Origin of the sequence: Catenuloplanes sp. NPDC051500 (genome assembly GCF_044454585.1) — a bacterium.
Classification (GTDB): Bacteria; Actinomycetota; Actinomycetes; order Mycobacteriales; family Micromonosporaceae; genus Catenuloplanes.
The window spans coordinates 71,354-91,656 of record NZ_JBITDX010000008.1 but is presented as its reverse complement, the minus strand read 5'-3'; the positions used below and the strand labels follow the sequence as shown (position 1 = coordinate 91,656).

16 protein-coding genes are annotated in these 20,303 nt (G+C 71.1%); 3 read left to right on the top strand and 13 right to left on the bottom strand.

Annotation, left to right across the window (positions count from 1 at the left end; genetic code table 11):
- Positions 1–187: 187 nt before the first annotated feature.
- Both ACIA8K_RS18030 and ACIA8K_RS18025 read right to left on the bottom strand, forming a co-directional pair.
- Positions 188–1,555, bottom strand: a complete 1,368-nt coding sequence (locus tag ACIA8K_RS18030) for an Nramp family divalent metal transporter (RefSeq protein WP_396060151.1) — start codon at positions 1,553–1,555, stop codon at positions 188–190.
- Between the two features lie 8 nt (positions 1,556–1,563).
- Positions 1,564–2,403 (bottom strand): shikimate dehydrogenase, encoded by an 840-nt coding sequence (locus tag ACIA8K_RS18025; RefSeq protein ID WP_396060149.1) that lies wholly within the window; start codon positions 2,401–2,403, stop codon positions 1,564–1,566.
- A gap of 86 nt (positions 2,404–2,489) precedes the next feature.
- Here ACIA8K_RS18025 and ACIA8K_RS18020 point away from each other — a divergent pair, with 86 nt between their 5' ends.
- Positions 2,490–3,137: a TetR/AcrR family transcriptional regulator gene (locus ACIA8K_RS18020; RefSeq protein ID WP_396060147.1), complete on the top strand. Its 648-nt coding sequence runs from the start codon at positions 2,490–2,492 to the stop codon at positions 3,135–3,137.
- Positions 3,138–3,148: 11 nt separating this feature from the next.
- Entirely contained in the window at positions 3,149–4,936 is a 1,788-nt protein-coding gene (locus ACIA8K_RS18015) for a bifunctional sugar phosphate isomerase/epimerase/4-hydroxyphenylpyruvate dioxygenase family protein (protein ID WP_396060145.1), read from the top strand.
- Between the two features lie 36 nt (positions 4,937–4,972).
- Here the strand turns inward: ACIA8K_RS18015 and ACIA8K_RS18010 are convergent, their stop codons facing one another.
- Positions 4,973–6,064: an NYN domain-containing protein gene (locus tag ACIA8K_RS18010; RefSeq protein ID WP_396060143.1), complete on the bottom strand. Its 1,092-nt coding sequence runs from the start codon at positions 6,062–6,064 to the stop codon at positions 4,973–4,975.
- Positions 6,065–6,266: 202 nt separating this feature from the next.
- Here ACIA8K_RS18010 and ACIA8K_RS18005 point away from each other — a divergent pair, with 202 nt between their 5' ends.
- Positions 6,267–7,991, top strand: coding sequence for a hypothetical protein (locus ACIA8K_RS18005; RefSeq protein ID WP_396060141.1), 1,725 nt, complete (start codon positions 6,267–6,269; stop codon positions 7,989–7,991).
- A gap of 176 nt (positions 7,992–8,167) precedes the next feature.
- On the opposite strand, the gene ACIA8K_RS18000 is transcribed toward ACIA8K_RS18005, so the two are convergent.
- The 10 genes from ACIA8K_RS18000 to ACIA8K_RS17955 form a co-directional block, all read right to left on the bottom strand.
- Positions 8,168–9,499 carry a hypothetical protein gene (locus ACIA8K_RS18000; RefSeq protein ID WP_396060139.1) on the bottom strand — a complete coding sequence of 444 codons (1,332 nt, stop codon included), beginning with the start codon at positions 9,497–9,499 and terminating at the stop codon, positions 8,168–8,170.
- Complete coding sequence (locus ACIA8K_RS17995; RefSeq protein WP_396060137.1) at positions 9,496–10,269, bottom strand: ATP-binding cassette domain-containing protein; 774 nt, start codon at positions 10,267–10,269, stop codon at positions 9,496–9,498. Before ACIA8K_RS17995 ends, ACIA8K_RS18000 begins: the two co-directional genes overlap by 4 nt.
- Positions 10,269–11,084 (bottom strand): zf-HC2 domain-containing protein, encoded by an 816-nt coding sequence (locus ACIA8K_RS17990; protein WP_396060135.1) that lies wholly within the window; start codon positions 11,082–11,084, stop codon positions 10,269–10,271. The genes ACIA8K_RS17995 and ACIA8K_RS17990 overlap by 1 nt, the downstream gene beginning before the upstream one ends.
- On the bottom strand, positions 11,081–11,614 hold the full coding sequence (locus ACIA8K_RS17985; protein ID WP_396060760.1) for an RNA polymerase sigma factor: 534 nt from the start codon (positions 11,612–11,614) through the stop codon (positions 11,081–11,083). Before ACIA8K_RS17985 ends, ACIA8K_RS17990 begins: the two co-directional genes overlap by 4 nt.
- A gap of 121 nt (positions 11,615–11,735) precedes the next feature.
- Positions 11,736–12,515, bottom strand: a complete 780-nt coding sequence (locus ACIA8K_RS17980; protein WP_396060133.1) for a M15 family metallopeptidase — start codon at positions 12,513–12,515, stop codon at positions 11,736–11,738.
- Positions 12,516–12,614: 99 nt separating this feature from the next.
- Positions 12,615–12,875, bottom strand: a complete 261-nt coding sequence (locus ACIA8K_RS17975) for a tetratricopeptide repeat protein (RefSeq protein ID WP_396060131.1) — start codon at positions 12,873–12,875, stop codon at positions 12,615–12,617.
- Complete coding sequence (gene fxsT / locus ACIA8K_RS17970) at positions 12,782–16,438, bottom strand: FxSxx-COOH system tetratricopeptide repeat protein (protein ID WP_396060129.1); 3,657 nt, start codon at positions 16,436–16,438, stop codon at positions 12,782–12,784. Before fxsT ends, ACIA8K_RS17975 begins: the two co-directional genes overlap by 94 nt.
- Positions 16,439–16,480: 42 nt before the next feature.
- On the bottom strand, positions 16,481–17,944 hold the full coding sequence (locus tag ACIA8K_RS17965; RefSeq protein ID WP_396060127.1) for a hypothetical protein: 1,464 nt from the start codon (positions 17,942–17,944) through the stop codon (positions 16,481–16,483).
- 97 nt (positions 17,945–18,041) lie between these two features.
- A complete protein-coding gene (locus ACIA8K_RS17960; protein ID WP_396060125.1) occupies positions 18,042–19,826 on the bottom strand; it encodes an HEXXH motif domain-containing protein in 1,785 nt (594 codons plus the stop codon).
- 168 nt (positions 19,827–19,994) lie between these two features.
- A complete protein-coding gene (locus ACIA8K_RS17955; RefSeq protein WP_396060123.1) occupies positions 19,995–20,153 on the bottom strand; it encodes a hypothetical protein in 159 nt (52 codons plus the stop codon).
- Between the last annotated feature and the right edge of the window lie 150 nt (positions 20,154–20,303).

Below are 20,303 nucleotides of genomic sequence, written 5' to 3'. Positions count from 1 at the left end.
CCTCTTCGACCCCCTCCCCCTGTCCCCCGCCCCCCCGGCCGCCCCCCCCAACAACACACCCACCTACCTTTTTTCTCCTATCACCCCCCCCCACCCACCGCTCCCATAACGGCGGCGGCGGAAGACGCGCGCTGCCGGCGCCCTCTGAGGGAGGTGCCGGCAGCGCAGGAGACGGACGGGGCAAGGGTCAGAGTTTTTGGAGTTGGGTGATGACCATGGCGAGGGCGAAGAAGCCGTAGAAGGCGATGGCCAGGAGGAGACCGATCAGGCGCCAGCCGCGGAGGCGTACCGGGGAGGGGAGGTCTCTGGTGTTGAGGCGGACCAGGAGGATCGAGTAGAGGAGGGTGACGACGGAGGCGGCGCAGGTGGAGACGATGAGCAGGCCGAGGGGTTGGGTGAAGCCGGCCAGCAGAATGAGGGAGCCGAGGATGATCTCGGCCCAGACGACGGCGAGGTAGAGGCGGGGTTCGGTCCAGCGGGGGGAGCCGGGCAGGTAGGAGCGGCTGACGAAGTCGGCGGCTACGCGGCCGATGATGTCGAGCAGGCCCATGGCGGCGGCCCAGAGGGAGACGGCGGCGATGGCGAAGAAGAGCAGTTTGAGCCATACCCCGACGCGGTCGGCGAGGATGTCGCCCTCGATGCGGAGGAAGGACGGGTCGTTCTTGAGGTCGTCGCGGCCGAAGAGCGTCTCGTAGGCGAGCAGGCTCATGATGGTGATGGTGAGCAGGCAGACGGCGACGAAGGTGACGCCGTGTTCGATGTTGGCCCGCCGCCACCAGATTTTCCAGCGTGCGAGGTTGTCGGCGCCGACGTCGAGGTCGAAGCGGTCGGTGCCGGCGGCTTCGACGCGGCCGGTGATGGGTGAGACGAGGCGGGGGACGTGGGCGCCCATGCCGTAGCCCTTGTCGCGGATCCAGTTGCTCAGGACCAGGTTGTGTACGCCGCCGGCGCCGGCCGCACCGATCGCGCTGAGCAGCAGGACGAAGGTGATCTCGGGCGGGATCTGACCGAATTCGACGACTGCCGCGCGGGCGCCGGAGCCCCAGGTGGAGAGCGAGATGACGAAGACGACCACGACGAGCAGGAAGAACAGCGTGAGCGCGACCTTGACCGTCTCGACGCGTTCGACAGTGGTGTAGACGACCTTGGAGATGGAGAGCAGCGCGCCGATCAGGATCAGGACGAGCACGGTGATCCAGACCGGGTCGCCGCCGCCGATCAGGTAGGTGAAGACCGTGGAGCCGCTGGTCGCCCAGCCCGGCCAGACGTACTGGAATGCGCCGGCCAGGCAGATGATGATGCCCCAGCCCTTCCACCAGCGGGAGAAGCCGGCGACCACTGTCTGGCCGGTGGCGAGCGTGTACCGCTCGATCTCCATGTTGATGACGAACTGGACGAGCAGGGTGGTGATGGCGAGCCAGAGCAGGCCGAGGCCGCCGATCGCGGTGAGGTAGGGCCAGAGAATGATCTCGCCGGCGGCCATGCCGATGCCGACCGCGACGACGCCGGGGCCGAGCATCCGCCGCAGCGGTACGGGTGGGGGAAGTGGGGTCATGTGCACTCCTAGGAGAGCAGGACGTCCAGGTGGCGGAGCATCCGTGCGGTGTCGGGGGTGCGCCCGGTGAAGAGCTGGAACGCGGCGGCGGCCTGGTACGCGCACATCGCCGAGCCGCCGAGCGTCCGCAGCCCGGCCGCGTGGGCGGCGCGGAGCAGCGGCGTGCGCGGTGGCATGTAGACGATGTCCGCGACCCACAGTCCGTCCCGCAGCAGCGATGCCGGCAGCGGCAGGCCCGGGTGCTTGTGCATGCCGACCGGGCTGGCGTTGACCAGCCCGTCGGCCGGTGCGATGGCGGCGGGCAGGTCCACGGGGTCTGCCACCGCGATCCGGTCGGTGTCGAAGTGCAGCGCGAGCGTCTCGGCGAGCAGCCCGCGCCGGTCGAGGTCGGGGTCGATGACTGTGAGATGCCCGGCGCCCATGCCGAGCAGCGCGTGGGCGCAGGCCGCACCCGCACCGCCGGCGCCGAGTTGCACGACGTTCGCCAATGACAAGCCGGGCAGCCCGGCACGGAAGGACGCGGTGAAGCCGTACGCGTCCGTGTTGTGCCCGTGCCGTTCGCCGTCGCGGAGCACGACCGTGTTGACCGCGCCGATCGCCTGTGCCTGTGGCGACAGCCGGTCGAGCAGCCCGAGCACGTCCTGCTTGAACGGGTGGGTGATGTTGAGCCCGGCGAAGCCGTCACGTTCGGCGTCGTCGAGCAGCCGCCCGAGCGCGGCCGGGGTGCCCGCCCGGTCCACGTCGATCAGCTCATAGGTCAGGTCGAGGCCCTGGTGCCGGGCCTCGGTCTCGTGCAGCGCGGGCGAGAACGACGCATCGATCCCGGCGCCGATCAGACCACACCGCATGAACGACCCCTTTCAATGTACGAACTGGTACGTTAGTTATCCGGGTCACATCGGGCGATGTCAAGAGCGGCGGGCAGACTGGAGCGATGGCAGACATGACCGTGGAGGTACCGGCGGAACGACGCCGGGACGCCGCGCGCACCCGGGCGGAGATCCTCGACGTGGCCACCGACGAGTTCGCGAACCGCGGGTTCTCCGGCGCCCGGGTCGACGAGATCGCGGCCCGGACCCGCACCACGAAACGGATGATCTACTACTACTTCGGCGGCAAGGAGCAGCTCTACCGCGCGGTGCTGGAGCGGGCGTACTCGGAGATCCGGGCGGCGGAGCGGGCCGTGGACGTGGAACATCTCGATCCACTGACCGGGGTACGGCGGCTGGCCGAGGTCACGTTCGACCACCACGAGGCGCACCCCGCGTTCATCAAGCTCGTCGGCGTGGAGAACGCGCAGCATGCCCGCCATGTCGCGCAGGTGGCACAACTCGTCGACCTCAACAGCTCCGCAGTGGATCTGCTGCACGGGGTGTTGCGGCGTGGCCAGGAGAACGGCGTGTTCCGGACGGACGTGGACGCGCTCGACGTACACATGATGATCAGTTCGTTCTGCTTCTTCCGGGTGGCGAACCGGCACACGTTCGGCGCGCTCTTCGACCGCGATCTGGTCGACCCCGCACGGCGGGAGCACTACCGGACGATGCTCGGCGACCTCATCACCGGATATCTGCGGATTTAAGGGGATCTATTATGCGGCGGTCGATCGCCACGGTGTGCGTTTCCGGGACGCTTGACGACAAGCTCACCGCCGCAGCCGCGGCCGGGTTCGACGGGATCGAGCTGTTCGAGAACGACCTGGTGGTGTCGCCGTGGTCGCCGGCCGAACTGCGGGCCCGGTGCGCGGACCTCGGCCTGTCGATCGACCTCTACCAGCCGTTCCGGGACTTCGAGGCCGTACCCCCGGAGCTGTTGAAAGAGAATCTGCGGCGCGCGCGGCTCAAGTTTGACGTTATGGCGGAGTTGGGCGCCGACACCATGCTCGTGTGCTCGTCGGTCTCGCCGCACGCCGCCGATGACGACGGCCTGGCCGCCTCGCAACTGTCCACACTGGCGTCACTCGCGGCTGAGCGCGGGATCAGGATCGCCTACGAGGCGCTCGCCTGGGGCCGTCACGTGTCCACCTGGGACCACGCGTGGCGGATCGTCCAGGCTGCCGGCCACCCCGCGCTCGGCCTGTGCCTTGACTCGTTCCACATCCTGTCGCGCGAGGTGAGCCCGGACGGGATAGCGGCGATCACCCCCGGAAAGATCTTCTTCGTGCAGCTTGCCGACGCGCCGCACCTGCGGATGGACGTGCTGCAGTGGAGCCGTCACCATCGGCTGTTCCCGGGCCAGGGCACGTTCGACCTGCCCGGCCTCATCACCACAATCCAGGCGAGTGGGTACGACGGCCCGCTGTCCCTTGAGGTGTTCAACGACGTCTTCCGCCAGTCCGACCCGGCGCGCACCGCGATCGACGCCATGCGCTCGCTCGTCGCGCTCGAGGACCGGGCCGGCCTACGCCCGCTGCCACCCGCCCCCGCGCTCGGCCGGCACGCGTTCACCGAGATCGCTGTGGACGGCGACACCGGGCCGCAGCTGCGCGAGGCGTTGCACGGCCTCGGCTTCACCCACACGGGCCAGCACCGCACCAAGCCCGTCGAACTGTGGGAGCAGTCAGCCTGCCGGGTCGTGCTGAACAGCGCGGTGACCCGCCCCGGCGCCGCGATCAGCGCGTTCGCGGTCACCGCGGACGACCCGGACACGGCACTGCGCCGCGCGGAGGCGCTGCTGGCGCCCGCACGCGTCGGTGCGCACGGCCCGCGTGAGACGTCGCTCGCCTCACTTACCGCGCCGGACGGCACCGAGGTCTTCATCACCGGCGACGAGTGGCGCGCCGACTTCCTGCCGACCGGCGACCAGCCCGGTCCCGGCGCCGGGCTGACCGCTGTCGACCACATCGGACTCACGCAGCCGTTCGACCACTTCGACGAGGCAGGCCTGTTCTACGACTCGGTGCTGGGACTGGAGCGACTGCCCACCCAGGAGTACGCCGCGCCGTTCGGCCTGATGCGGTCGCTCGGCCTGGCCACCGCGGACCGGGGCGTGCGGCTCGCGCTCCCGGCATCCCTGCTGCGCCGCGGCGACTGGGCGCCCGGCGTGATCGCGCCCCAGCACGTCGCCTTCTCTACATCGGACGTTCTCACCGCGGCGGCGCGGCTGCGCGGCTGGACGCTGACGATCCCGGACAACTACTACGCGGATCTCGCCGCCCGCTACGCGCTGACCGATCAGGCAGTAGAGGACCTGCGCGCGCACGGCATCCTCTACGACCGGGACGCGCACGGCGGCGAGCTGCTCCACTTCTACACGCCGGTGCACGGGGGCCGGGTGTTCTTCGAGGTCGTCGAGCGGCGCGGCGGCTACGACGGCTTCGGCGAGGCGAACACACCCGTCCGGATGGCAGCACACCGGCACCTGCGTCTCACCGGCGGATGATCACCGTCGCTGACGTTCCGGCCCGGCCCGGGCGGTTCAGGGCGCGGTGAGCAGGTAGTCGTCCGCGTCGGCGCTCCACTTCAGGTCCACGGCGCCACCGGTCGCGGCCGCCTTGCAGAACTGCAGGAACGAGCGGTAGCCGAGCTTCTTCTCGCTGAAGTCGGGCGCGACCTTGCGGACCCGGTTCTTCAGGCCGGACAGCGCGACCGCGCCCGAGTCGCCGGCCAGCTCGGACACGACAGTGCGCAGCACGGCGAACGCAGCCTCGCGGTCGCCGTGCTCCGGCAGCGAGACCTCCGGGTCGCCCTTGGCTGAGCCGCCGGTCAGCTCGACCACATTGCGCTCGCTGAGGTGGCGCAGCAGCTCGCCGAACGCGCGGAAGCCGTAGTCCGCCTCGCTGAACGTCGGATCCTTACGCAGCAGCGTGCGCTTGAGCGTGGATGCGGTGACCGCGCCGTTCGAGCTGTGCTGCAGGCCGGACACGGTCTGCGCGACAAGCGCGGCGAGCGAGTCGGCGTCCCGGACCGGCGCCACTGCCTGCGGCTCCGGCTCGGGGGCGGCGGGCTCCGCAAGCGGCTCGACCTCCACGTGCACCTCGACCGGCTCCGGCGGCGTGACCGGGCGGCCGCGGCGGGGACGCGCGGGCGGGATCTCCACGCCCTCCAGCCGGTCGTAGTAGAGGAACTCGTCGCAGGCCGGGGGCAGCAGCGCGGACGTCGACTTCTGCACACCGACGCCGATCACCCGCTTGTTCAGCTCGCGCAGCTTGTGGACAAGCGGCGTGAAGTCGCTGTCGCCGGTACAGAGCACGAACGTGGAGATGTAGTCGCGCTCGAACGCCAGCTCAAGCGCGTCCACCACCATCTTGATGTCGGCGGCGTTCTTGCGGGACGCGCCCATCCGCTGCGGGATGTCGATCAGCTCGACGTGCGATCGGGTAAGCATCCGGCGGTCCTCGTCGAAGTACGACCAGTCCGCGTAGGCGCGCCGCACCACCACCCGCCCACGCTCGGCGAGCGCGTCGGCCACCGGCCGCAACTCGAACTTCATGCCGCCGAGATGGTCGCGCGCCCCGATCGCCAGGTTCTCGTAGTCCAGGAACAGGGCGATGCGCTCTTCTTGATCCACGCAGGCCAGAGTACCGCCGCGACCCCGGACGACGACGCTCACCGAGATCGGCACCCACCACAAACACGGTCAACGGCCGCCGGGGGTACGCCTCCGGCAGCCCTTCCATGATCAGAGTTCGCACACGATGCGTTGATCCGTGGCGGCTTTCCGTGCGTGCCATAGGTGGGCGGACGATGCAGGCCGAGGATGGGAGTCACCCGTGACGCGTGAGGGCGGCGAAACGACAGGTCAGAAGTCGTGGGAGGCGGCAGCCCCGTCTCTGGTCGGCCTGGAGCAGGACGCCGGTGATGCGCCGCCGGGGTGGCCGTCGATCGCTGACTACTGGCCGGACGCACCGCACCGGATCGGGCCACCCGCCGACGTCTACCACCTGGACGAGAACGAGGCGCCGCTCCTCGCGGACAGCGTGCGAGAGGCCGATCCGGCACCGTCGCGCGAGCGTCCCCCGATGAGCGTGCTGCGGCGTCCACCGGCGGCGGTGCCGGCCACGGCGGCGCCCGGTGCGGGCCGGCCGGCTGCGATGACGGAGAGGGCGGGCTCGGCCGGGGCGGGCTCGGCCGGGTCGAGCGCGACCATGACCGCTCCGGGCGCATCCACGGCAGTCCCGGGCGCGTTTACGGCAGCCCAGAACTGGGACGCGGCAGCCCTGGGCTCGGATCCGGCAGTCCCGGGCTCGGGTGCGGCATCCTCGGGCTCGGACGCGGCAGCCTCGGGTTCGGAGGCGGCGATGCCGGAGAGGGTCGCGCCGGAGCAGATGGTGACGGAGGAGTTCGCGCCGGGCCGCGCGTCGACAGGCGCGACAGGCACGACGGGCACGGCGGGCACGGCGGGCACGGCGGGCACGGCGGGCACGGCGGGCACGGCGGGCACGGCGGGCACGGCGGGCACGGCGGGCACGGCGGGCACCCGTGCGGCGGCACCGGCCGTGCACGATCTCGGGACGCCGCCGCCGCGCGGTTACGGCGTGCAGTCAAGCGGCGCGGAGTACGAGCCGCGGGACCCGTTCGAGAACCTGATCCTGGCCGAGGACTTCCAGCACCAGCCGGCCGCCCACGACGACGACCTGCACTGGGACGGCGAGACCTCGTCCGTGCCGCGGATCCGGCGCGGCGGGCGCGTGCTGGCAACTGTGGCGCTGGCGTTGCTGCTGCTCGTCGGCCTGACCGCGCTGATCGTGGTGCAGCTGCCCGGCGGCGCGGACGACAGGACCACCGCGGCCGTGCCCCCGGTGCCGGAAGCCACGCCGGACAAGTCAGACTCACCGGCGGCGGACGATGCCGCTGAGGAGCCCGCCGCACCGCCGGCCGATCGTGGTCTCCGCGCGTCCGCCCCGCTGAACGGCCGTTCCGAGGCCACGTTCGCGCTGCTCACCGACGTGACAGTGCTCTCGGTCCGGACCACCTCGCTTGACGGCGACCTGTTCCGGGTCAGCACGCCGGAGAAGAGCGGCGTCCGGCCGAACGCGGTCACGTCCGCGGCGGAGGTCCGGTTGTTCCTGGAGCCGAGCGAGAACAAGGACGCCACCGCGGTGGTGGAGGTGCTGCTCAGCGACCAGGTCCGCTGGTCGCTGCGGCTGCTGGCCGGCGTGGACGAGGGCGCGGTCGACCTGAGCGCGGCCGACGTGGCCGAGGTGACGCTTGCGGGCGGCGCGACAAGCCTCGACCTGAGCCTGCCGAGCCCGTCCGGCACGCTGCCGATCACGCTTACCAAGGGCGCGAACCAGCTGACCGTGCGGACGCCGGACCGGGTGCCGGCCCGCGCGGCGATCCGGCAGGGGGCGGGCAAGATCGAACTGGACGGCCGCGCCAAGAACGGCATCGCGAAGGGCGAGGTCTTCCAGACCAGCGACTGGCAGAACGCCACCGACCGTCTCGATCTCGACGCGTCCGCCGGCCTCGGCACCCTGACCATCGAATCAGCGTGACCACCGAATCAGCGTGACCACCGAATCAGCGTGACCGTCGAGTCGGCGTGACCATCGAGTCGGTCTGAATCGCCTCGAGGCCGGGCTGCTCAAGCGCTCCCGCGCCACCACGAAGATCAAAAGCACGCGGGGGTACGGCCGCCACCGCGAACGGTGACGGCCGTACCCCGTCGAGGTCAGGCCGTGCCGGTCAGCACCTCGAACAGGTCGGCGCGGCACTCCAGGCCGGCCGCGCGAAGCGCCGCGACGCGGGCGAGCTGCTGGTCGGCGGGGAGCGCGTGAAGCACGTCCCAGGCGCGGGCGGTCGCCTCCCGGTCCTCGTCCAGGTAGGTGTCCGGAGGTTGTGTCCGGCCGAGCAGCCAGGCGCCGGCGACGGAGCGGGCCGCGCGCTGGCGGGAGTCGGCCTCGCGGGTGGTGTACTCCTCGCAGCGAAGCGTGCCGGCGCCGTCGAGCAGGGTCTCGACAAGCGTCGGACCACCTGTAACCAGCCCGCCCTCGCTGTCGATTGTCAGCTGTACCCGTACCGTGGCGGGATCCTGGCCCTGGTTCTGGTCCTGGATCAGCGCGGTCGGCGCGTTCGGGAGCCGGCTCAGCGCGGCAAGCGCCTCCCGGGCCGGGCCGGTGAGCTCGGGCAGCACTACGGCGTAGACGCGGGTGACGCAGACGCGGGGAGCGCCGTCCGCGCAGACCAGTGCGGTCGCGCGGGGATCGGGGGCGGTGGCCTGCGCGGCGGGCGGCAGCACAAGCAGCCCGGCGGCCAGGCCGGCGACAAGCGTGGCGCCTGCCGGGATCAGCGAGGCGGGCCGCGGCCGATACGGAAGCGTGTAGAGCAGGAAGCCGGCCACGGCAAGCGCGGCGAACCAGATCGCCTGCCCCACGTTGGTACGCGCGCCCACCTGCAGGAACTCGATGGTCACACCGCTCTCGGGGACGAACGACGGGATCAGCAGCAGCGCACGGGCACCCGTCCTGCTGGCGACGATCTCCAGCGCGATGAATACGACTGTCGCGCCGAGCAACGACAGCGGGATCGTCCACAGTGACGGGAGCGCGCGGCCGAGCGCGAGCCCGAGCAGCCCGGCCGCGGCGATGCCGAGCGCGCCGACAAGCAGCGACCAGGGCCAGGCGGACGGCCAGTAGGTGTCCGCGTCAAGCACCGCAAGGCCGATCGAGTCGGCGATCGCGGCCAGGTAGACCGCGGCCAGCCCGCCGCAGAGCAGGGTGGCGCGTAGCGCGAGTCTCGACCACGGCAGGCGGGACGTGGCGCCGAGCAGCTCGGTCGTGCCTGCCGCGCCGTCGCGGCGGCCGATGATGACGCCGATTGTCAGCGCCAGCGGCCAGAGCAGGGAGAGCGAGATGCGATGGCCGAGCACGGTCTGGCCGACCAGGCCGGGCCACTGCGGATCCATCCCGTCGATCGACATCGTGTGCGCCGCGAACAACATCAGCGCGACCAGCCAGGGCAGCCAGGTACGGCGCAGTTCCAGGATCGTCAGCCGGATCGTCATCGGAGCACCTCCGTGTAGCCTCGCTCGAACGTGCTGGTCAGCTCGTCGCCGCCGTCGCCGGCCCGGGCGGCCAGCTCGTCCGGCGTGCCACGGAAGGCCACCCGGCCCTCGTTCAGCACGATCAGGTCCGTGCAGGCCGCGGCCACGTCCTCGACGACGTGGGTCGCCATCACCACGCACGCGGTACGGCCGAGCCCGCGCAGCAGCGTGCGCAGCTCCTGCCGCTGCCCCGGGTCGACGCCCGCGGTCGGCTCGTCCAGGATCACCAGGCCGGGGTCGCCGACAAGCGCCTGCGCCAGGCCGACGCGGCGGATCATGCCGCCGGAGAGCGTGCGCAGCTTGTCGTTCGCGCGGGCGGTCAGCCCGACCTGGTCGATCGCGCGCTGCGTCGCGGCCGGGACGTCGTGCGCCGGCACCTCCTTCAGCCAGGCCAGGTACTCGACGAACTCCCGTACCGTGAAGCGTTTGTAGTAGCCGAAGGACTGCGGCAGGTAGCCCAGCGCGCGCCGGACCGTACGCAGGTCGCCTCCGTTGTGGACCGGCTCGCCGATCAGTTCCAGCGTGCCCGCGACCGGCGGCGCCACAGTGGCGAGCGCGCGCAGCAGCGTGGTCTTCCCGGCCCCGTTCGGCCCGAGCACGCCGTGCACGCCCGGCCCCAGGTCCAGGTCGACGGCGTCGACGGCCAGGCGGCGCCCGGCACGGACCGACAGGCCCTCGGCCCGGACCGGCCAGCGCAGTGGCCGTTCCTCATCTATCTCCAGCGCACGCATCAACGCGACGTTCCTTCCAGTTGGAATCGGTTGCGGAATCGGGTCAGCGCGGCCACGGCGAGCAGCGTCACCGCGAGCCATCCGGGGGTGGCGGCCGGGTCAAGGAGCACCGGGTCCGCCGAGTTCACGAGGGTGGGAAGCACGACCGCAAGCGACCAGAGCACTGTCACGCCGATCGCGGCCTGGGTGACGCCGACGAACGCGCCGGCCGCCAGCACGACGGCAGTGCACGCGAGGCCGGGCAGCAGCCAGCGGGCCGGGGACGCGCCGACCGCCAGGCCGGCGAGCGCCACCGGCGGCAGCGTCACCAGCAGCGCCACAAGCGTGCGGCGCAGCACAAGCGTCAGGCCGGCCTGCGGGGTGACCGCGACAAGCGCGTGCGCCGGGTCGGTCCAGCGGTTCCAGGACACCGCCACGCCGAGCATCGGGGCCAGCGGCGCGACCAGGAGCAACAGCGGCGGCATGACGCCGGGGCCGGCCGCCTCGAGCAGCGTCGCGGCCAGCGGCACCGCGATCGTCATCGCCAGCCAGGGCAGTACCGCGGGCACCGCCCACCGGGCCAGCGTGCGCCGCAGCCGGTGCCGGGCCTGCCAGAGCCGCCCGTGCCCGGGGCCGAGTCGCGGCTCGATCGTCGCGCGCACCGACTCGACGAGCGCGGGGAGCGCCGGGTCCGCCTCGATCGCGACGGCCATCCCGGCCCGGCAGTCCGGGCAGCGGTCCAGGTGCGCCTCAAGCACCCAGAGCGTCTCCTCCGGCAGGTCGTCGCCGGCGGCGTACCGCGTCAGAAGGTCTTCTGGCACGTGGATCTCGCTCATGACAGCGCCTTCCGCAACTCGATCCTGGCCCGGCGCACCCGGGTCTTCACAGTTCCCTCCGGCACGCCGAGCAGCGCCGACGTCTCCCTGGCGGTCAGGCCGTCCAGGACCATCGCCCTCAGCACCGTGCGCAACTCCGGCGCGAGGCGCCCCAGCGCGGCGGCGAGCGCGGCGTCCGGAAGCACGTCGAGCACCTCGTCCTCGGCCGCGGGCGTGGTGGCCCCGGGCGGCTCGCCGATCAGCGGCACCTCGTCGTGCCGCGCCGCGCGCCGGAACGCGTCGACGAGGCGGCGGGCCGCGATCGTCCACAGCCACCCGGCCGCGCTGCCACCCGCCGGGTCGCCCACGTAGCCCGGGGCCGCCCGCCAGACCGCCAGGTACGACTCCTGCATCACCTCGGCGACCAGCTCCGCGTCCCGGCACCGGCGACGTAGGCGCACCACGAGCCACGGCGCGGTCCGCCTGTAGAACTCGTCGAACGCGGCCCGGTCGCCACGGCCGACGCGCCGCAGCAACTGCTCCTCGTCCATCCCCGCACTGTCGTTCACGCCCGGTCAGTCGACGCGGCGACACGGCAGAGATTGCGATACGGATGTGACCTGGACCACAAAAAGCCCGCCCTCACGCACGGTGAGGGCGGGCGTCACCGCGTCAGACAAGTGACCGCCGGGCGACCGGGAAGTCGAAGAACGTGGCCGGGTACGGCTCACCGGCAAGCGTGAAGTGCCACCACTCCAGGTCGTAGTCGTTGAACCCGGCCGCCGCCATCGCGTCCCGCAGCCAGATCCGGTTCGCGAGCGGGCGCCCGGTGATCCGCGGGTCGAGCGTGTTCGCAAGCGGGTCGAAGCAGTCGTACCCCGTACCCATGTCGATCGTGTTGTCCTTGAAGCGCTTCCCCACCGGCGCGTAGCAGGCGACGAGCGGCTGGCCCGGCACGTATCGCGGCTGCGGCGCGGCCGGCAGCTTCACGATCGTCAGGTCGACGGTGCTGCCCCGGCTATGCCCGGACCGGTGCGCGATGTAGCCGTCCTCGAAGAGCGTCGACTTGTCCACGTCCGGGTAGAATTCGCGCTTCGTCAGCGTGTCATCCACCTTCTCCGCCCAGGCCGCGAAGTGGTCGACCGCGCGCTGCGGCCGGTAGCAGTCGTACATCTTGAGCGAGTAGCCCTTGCGCCGCAGCCCGGCCTGCACCACCTTGAGCGCCTTCGCGGTAGGCCGGGTCACGATGCACAGCGGCTCCACGTAGCCGTTCACCGGCCGCCCCACGAAGTTGTGGAAGGTCTTGTAGCGGATGTCCATCAGGATGGTCGGATCGACCTTCGCCAGATCGACGAAGTCGGCAGGGGCCTTGACGTGGGCCTGCGCGACACCGGGCGCCCCGGTCAGCACGGACACGACGACGGCGGCGAGCACCAGCAGGTGACGTTTCATTCGGAAACCATCCAATCGACGGCATGGATCATTGGCCGCCCAGCATTACCACGTTCCGAAGTCGCATCACTACAGATCGTGCAAAATTAGCGATCGTTGCTACAACGGCATCACGTCCATGTCGCAGTTGGCGCGCTTCCAGTCGGCCGCCTCCTTGGTGGCGAGGTGGTTCACGCCAAGCACCCGCTTGTAGCGCTCCACAGTCTCCTGGTGCAGGGCCTCGGCCTCCGGCTCACGCCCGAGCGCCCGCAGGTCGATCGCCAGGTTCAGAGCCGCCGCGAGCGTGGAGGGGTGGTCCGCGCCCATCGTGGCGCGGTACAGCCCGAGCTGGCCGTCGTCCAGGTCGAAGGCGGCGGGCACGTCACCCAGGACGAAAGGTCGCTCGCGAGGTTCGTGGTGCAGCTGAGCGTCAGCACGTGGTCCGGGCCGACGCTGTCGTGCAGGCGGGCGAGCGTGGCCTCGTTGAGCGTGCGCGCCTCCTGCGGGCTGCCCTTCTCCCGCAGGATGATCGCGAGGTTGCCCTCGGCCGCCTGGGAGTGTGGATGCGCCTCGCCGAACGCGGCATGAAAACGCTCGATGTTCTCGGTCGCCACCTCCTCCGCCTCGTCGAGCTCGCGGGCCTGGCGCAGATCGAGCGAGAGATTGAGCGCCGCGGACATGGTGCCCGGGTTGTCCAGGCCGAACGCGGCCGCGTAGCGCTCGAGCGCGTCCCGGGAGATGGACAGCGCGCTCGGATGCTCGCCGGCCTTCCGGCGGGTGACGGAGAGGCTCCGATTCGTCTCCACGGTCTGCGGATCGCGCTCGCCGAGACTGTCCACGAACGACTCGGCAAGCCGCTCGAACTCCTCGTGGGAGGCGATGTAGTCGCCGAGCTGCCGCCGGTCGATGAGCACGCCCCGGTGCGCCCGCAGGCTCTCCTCGTGATTCTGCCCGTACACCTGGACCTTGCGCTGCCAGGTGGACATGTCGACCTCCAGCGCCTCCTCGAACCGGGCCACCAGGCGCAGGCTCACCGCGAGATTGTGGGCCGCGTTGAGCGTGAGCGGGTCGTCGTCACCGAACAGCTGCACGCACCTGTCGTAGACCTCACGGGACCTGTCGAGCGCGTCCTGGAACCTGCCCTCCACCCGGCGATCGGACGCGACCGCCTGCATCGCCTCAAGCAGACTCTCCGGATTGTCGTCCGGGCCGTGCCGGTGGCGCTCCAGCAGCGACGCGTTGAGCGTGGCGGCCTCCCGGTAGCGGCCGAGCGAGAAGAGCACGTACCCGAGCCAGCGGCCGATCTCAAGCGTCTGCGGCGCCTCCTCGCCCAGCTTCTCCTTCCAGGCGTCGTACGCGCTCTGCGAGATGTGCAGGCTCTCCTGCGGGTTCCCCCAGAAGGAGTGGTACTTGGCCTCACCGATGACCAGGTCGCGCACCCAGTCGTCCTCCGCGTCGGTGATCGCGCCGGACGCGACCAGGTGCGGGTAGAGCTCGCCGTAGAGCTGCCACCGCCCGCGCTCGGCCGGCTCCTGCGGATTGTGGGTGGCAAGCAGCTGGTGCGCGGCGTGCCGCATGGCGACGCGCTCCTCCGGCGACATCCGCTCGATCAGGACGGCCTGGACCAGGCGGTGCATCTGGATCGTGTTCTTCGCATGGTCGATGCGGGCCAGCGCGTACCTGTTGATCTCCCGGATCGCCCGGCCCAGTTGGATCGGGTCGCGCAACGCCGCTCCAAGCTCCGGCGTCACCTGCATCCGGTTGCCGTTTGACAGCAGCGTGCGGGCGATCGGCTCGGGCGCGAGGAAGGCGCAGAGCTGCAGCAGTCGCAGCGACGCCGGGCGGGTGCGCGCCAGATGATCGAGGGACACGTTCCACGCGGCGGCGACCGGCAGCTGGTAGTCGGCGGGCGGCGACAGGTCCATCAGCTCGATGCGCTTCTCCCGGAAGAGCGCGAGGTACTCCCCGGCCTGCATGCCCGTCTCGGCCAGCCAGGCCGCCGCCTGCTCGATCGCGAGCGGAAGGTCGCCGAGCACCTCGGCGAGCGCATCTGACTCGTCCGGCGCGAGCGTCGGCGCCCGGCGGGTGAGCAGCGCCTGGCTCTCCACCCGCCGGAACACGTCCACCTCCACCGCCTTCGCCACCGAGGACCACTGCGGATTGCGGGAGGTCACCAAAATGTGCCCGGGACCGCCGAGCGGGAAGTACTGCCGCACGTCGTCCGGCGTGTCCGCATTGTCGAAGATCAACAGCCATCGCGCGTACGGGACGCCGACGCGCAACGCCTCCTTGACCGCCGGGACGGCCGCCGCCTCCGCCTTCACCGGCAGCCGGAGCTTCTGCGCGAGCTCGGCCATCGAGGCCACGACCTGCGCGGGCCGTTCGGCGGGGATCCACCAGACCACGTCGTACTCGCTGGCGTTGAGGTAGACGAACTCCACCACCACCTGCGTCTTGCCGACGCCACCCATGCCGTGCAGCGCCTCCGGCAGCACCGCGGTCGTGCCGCCGGTCAGACGCTCGTGCACCTGGGCGAGCAGCTCGGCCCGCCCGGTGAAGTTGGGATTTCGCGGTGGAACTGTCCCCCAGATGGCCGGCACCTTGACCGACGGCCGTACCGCGCCGGGCGCCGGCGTGCCTGATGGGATGACATCGGGCTCGTGACCCAGTGGCATCTCGGCCTCCAATGATTGCGGGGCGGCGGTCCCCGCGACCGCCGCGGTCTCACGGCCGGCCGCGGTCGCGACCAGCCCTTGGATGTGCCCGGCCAGCCGCAGGTGCGCGCCGGAGAGCGCAAGCAACACCGCCGCCTGCACCTCCGCGAACCGCCGCTCGCCGCGCGGCAGCTCGCCGAACCGGATTGTGGGGTCAGCCACCGACTCGGCGATGCGCCGGACGGCCGGCAGACCGCCGAGGTACTCGTCGAGCACCCGCACCACCCGCAGCGTGGTGACCCGCCGCGCCTTGGCCAGCAGACCGGCGCGCACCCCCGGGCCGAAATCGTGCGTGACCAGGCCGGTCACGTCCGCGGCCGGGTCCGGCGGGACCGGCCGCACCAGCCCGGAGACCAGGATCTCGGCGAGATGCTCCGGCCCCGAGCCCGGCAACAGCTCCGCCTGCATCAGACGCATCACGTCCAGATTGAGCGGCGCCGCGGCCAGACAGGTGGCCAGCTCGTAGGCCTCCGGCGACGCGACCGCCCGGAACGTCTCCACCTGCCCGGCACGCTGCCCGGCAGGTGCCGACTGCGGCGCCGGGCGGGGCAGCAGCAGACACGGCAGATCCGTGGCGCCCGGCCCGGGCAGGAGGGTGAGCCGCAGCCAGGTCTGGAACCAGCCGGGGTCCAGCTCGAGCAGCGGGATCGGCACCCGGCCGCCCGCCGCCGGCCCGGCGTCGTCGGTCACGGCCGCCGGCAGCGGGTACCGCCAGGCCAGCGCGGTGTTGGCGTCACCCTCGGCGGTCCGGGCCAGCCGCACCGGTTCGGCGGTCAGGCAGGTGCGGCGCCACATCCGGTGCGGGAGCAGGTGCACGATTGCGACCGGGCCGGCCGTCGCCCACCGCCGCACCGTCTCGTCGCGCAGCCCGCGGCACCAGGCCGGGTCGGCACCGTCCGTGAAGATCAGTAACAGACGCGGCGCGGCCACCGGGGCGTCGGGGGCATCGAACGGCCGCGACCGGACCGCGCCCACCGACTGCAGCGTGCCGAGCAGCGCGGCGAAGTCGGCGATCGTCTCCCGCCACACTGCCATCGACGGGTGACCGTCCACCGCGAGGACGACATCCCGTCCGCCAGCCGGGACGAGCGCCTGGGCGAACTCATCGACGGGCAACGGGTTGATGACGACCGGCCAGTCCGCCTCGGATCCGTCCGGCAACCGGACCGCGCGCTGAATGACGCGGCCGCCGAAAGCGTCCGCCTCCGCAGCGGGATCGTCGCCGTGCATCGCGACTCCGGAAATGTCATCGACCCACGCCTCCCCCGCATTTCAGGACGCGCGGTCACCGAACTCCTCCGGCAGGCACAACGGATCATCCCAGAGAAGCACGAGATCTTTACCGATCCCGGTGGGCTCATCATCCGACACGGCGGTGGACGCCCTCAAGCGACGTGCGAATTCGGGCATCTTCGAAACACCGTCACCCCAGGCGATCTCCTCCTCGATCATCCGGCGGAATATGATTCCCGGACTGCCCTCCCGATGCCAGATCACTATGGGTACGCCGGTCCGAATAGCGATGTGAAGCTGGTTCAGCCCGTTCTGCGACTGGAGCGTGGGCGGCTCGCTGAGCACCATCGCGACGACCTGACTGTCGAACATGATGCTCTCCTCCAACCGATACGGATGATCCTCACTGAACCGGCAGTGCGCCTGGCGCGGCGATCTCCACAGCGAATTCCACCGCGCGCGCCACTCCGCATGCAGCCCGGGATCGCGAAACCGATCGAGACTACGCACCACCACCGCATAACGGAGAAAAAGCGGAATATCCGGATCGGACTCCTTTCGCCAACGCTCGACCGGCATGTTGAGCAGGGAGAACGGCAGAATGAACTCGATGCGGCCCGGCCGGTCGTCGGCGCGCCAGTCCACCTCGGCCGTCTGCACGATGCCCCGGACCGCGCTCTCCAGCCCGGCCCTGCCGACGACCTGCTCGCCACGCTTGTCGGGGGCTCCGGGCTCGTCACTCCAGCCGTACCAGTGCTTGACGGTGTAGGTCTCGGGCCGGATCGGATGCGGGTCGATCAGGATGAGCAGGGCGGAGTCTCGGTCACCGCGACCTCCCACGCGCTGCGCGGACCGGTAGACGCAGCGCTCCAGCTCGCCGGAGACGCCCCACTCGGAGGCGAGCCGGCGGAGCAGCTGCTTGATCCGCCTGCCGGAATCGGTCGGGAGCAGGTCCGCGACCAGCTCCAGGAAGATCATGAAGAGCGGCACGCCGTGGTCGGTACCGCTCGACCCGGCGAGATTCGCGAACATCTGCCAGGCGTCCTCGCAATGCGCCGGTGGCGGCTCGTGCAATTGCACGGCGCGAAACAGCTCACCGCAGTTCCCTACCGGCTCCTGATGCAGCACCTCCTCGATCAGCCACCAGTTCAGGTCCGAGAAATGGTCTATTCCGTCCCATTCATCGTTGAGCTGACGCAGTCGATATCTGAGATCCGCGGAGAGAAGGTCACTAACCACGGCCAGCAGATCCTTCAGACAATCACGGAACGCGCACCTGTGAACTATCAGCTCGAGGTGGGCCCGCCCGTCCTCGGTCTCGCCCTCGCCATCACCGAGCAGCCGTGTCCGCCTGCGCCGCGATATCTCGTTTATCAGCGCGAACCGCTCACGCGTGCCGGCAAAGCGTCCGCTGCCGTCGAGCACCTCGACGATGCCATGCAGAATCCGCGCGCGGGCATCGAGCCGGCCGTCATCCACCGACGGCAATCCCGCGTTCACCACCGAACCACATCACAGAACGGATGCACCGCAATCGCCTCCCAGGCACGCACAAACATACCGGGGGCCCGGATTACCGATAGTACCTGTCGAAGAACAATCAACAAGAGACGCGCGTGACGGCCGTCCAGGCGACAAGACGAAGCGGATCCGCGTTATCGACCCGCCGGGCGACCGCCCGTACCAATTCTGGCCGATCCGCCAGAAGTCCGGCAGGCTCTCCGAGCACGCCGAGCGCGAGCCCCAGTCCGACCCACGCCCGGTGGTCGTCGCGTCGATGCGACAGGTGGCGGACGTAGCCGTCCCGCGCACCGGCCACGTCACCGGAGATCAATGCCAGGTCGGGCGGAAGCGTGCCGGGAACCCGGCCGGCCACCGCCGCGGGGGCCTTCGCCACGATCGCGAACTCCTCCGGGTCACCGAGCCACATCCGGGCGAGCACCGCGCGACCGTCGAGCCACCGGGCGCCGGTGTCGGTCACCGGCGCGGGCACGGGCACCCCGTCCGCCGCCGGGCACGGCTCACCCGTGGCCCAGGCGTCCGCCGCGGCCGACACCCAGGCCTCGTCCGCGGCGATGTGCAGCGCCCGCCACTGTCCACTGTGATCGGCGGCGAACAGCTCGGCGAGGCGCTGCACGGGTGCTGAGACCGGGCCGGCGCCCCAGGAACGCACGGTGGACGCCAGCCCGCCGACCAGGCTGTGACCCTCGGCGGAGAGGCGGTCGTCGCCGGCCAGCCCGGACAGCACCCGCCTGAGCTGGAGGCGCCAGAGCGCGAACTCGAACTCCGCCGCCGGACCCGTACGGTGCCGCCAGTAACCGGTGATGCCGACGAACGCGTAGAGCCCCTGCAGCAGACCACGCAGCGGCCGCGGATCGTCCCGCCACGGCGCCCAGCACAGCGGGCCGCCGGTGTCCCGTACGAAGGAGACGAGGTGGGTGAGCGCGCCGAGTTTCACGTGCTGGGTCTCGTGCACGAGCGTGACCGCGAGTTGCTCGGCGTCGTCCGGCATCGAGGCCTGGACGGCCGCGAAGGCCTCGTCGCAGGACGCGCTTAGCGGACGGTACGGCTCGGCGGCGGGCAGCGGGGTCAGTGAGGCGATCGCGGCCGCGACCGAGTCCGCGACGGCCCGGTCCTGGCCGGCCAGGATGGACCAGGCGTCGTCGAGCAACGACTGCCAGCGCGCGACGTCCGCGGGCTCCAGGGGCGCCGGAACCGAATAGCCCCGCAGGTCCCGGTACGGGTCGACGTCGTCGAGCGCGAATCCGATCCGCCGCCCGCCGGACTCCGCATGACAGCGGGGCAACGGGCGCCAACCGGCCCCGCCGACCGCGACGGGGCTGCCATGACCGTCGACGGCGATCTCGGTGGCGCCGCCGATGCACCGGACCTCCGCGGCCGCACCGTCGATCCCCGGGAACCAGGCCAGGCCGAGGCCGGGCAGGACCACCGCGCCGGACCGGACCGGCACCCGCAGCGTGAACTGCGCACCGGCCCGGATCGCGGCCGTTGCCGCAAGCGTGTGCAGATATCCGGTGTCCACCCACAGAGGAGCGTCGTCGGTCACCACGCCCTGCAGACGACGGAGCATGTGCGCGATCCAGATACCGGCCTGCGGATACATCAGCACGTCGGTGACGGCGGCCTCATCCCGCGTCTCCGCGTCGGTGAGCACCTGGAGCGCGTCCTCGATCGGGGACAGCGGGCCGGTCGCGGGCGTGCCCTCCAGCGCGGAGACCAGGTGGCGCAGAGCGATCAGCCGCCAACTCCGCTCGGTGAAGGCGAACCGCCGCACCGCGTCGGCGCCGCCCTCACCTCGGGCCAGGGCGCGGAGGTCGTCCGCCGGCAGCACATGGGCGGGGAATTCAGCGATCTCGGCAGACAACAGACATCCTCGGTCTCGACGCACACATGACGGCTTCCCACGGCAGCGTCAACGATTCGAGGCCGATGCGCAGCCACGGGGAGGGCGACATCGAGGACGGAAACGGCTAACCGCGATTTTTGGGCAGGCGCGGGGCGATGGCAACCCGCCGGAAGGAGGACCCGAGGGTCAGCCGTCGAGCCTCTGCGGGTTGTATCCGCTGATACTGCGCCCGGGCTTGTCGATGCGGCGGACGAGGTTTTTCACCGTCAGGGCGAAACGGGCCGGGTCCTGCCGCAGAATCTCGGACACCGTCATCCCGCTGAGGTCCTGCACCTCGGTCTCCACAAGTGCCTCGTGCGGCATAAGTCCACGTCCCTCTGTTGCGTGAGGGCACGAGCGGCTCTCACTGGCCTGTTTGCGACATGGGGGATCCAGACCCCCTGGCTGGCAATTCAGGCCTGCGCTGATAGTACGGGCCGCACGGCCCGCAGTGTG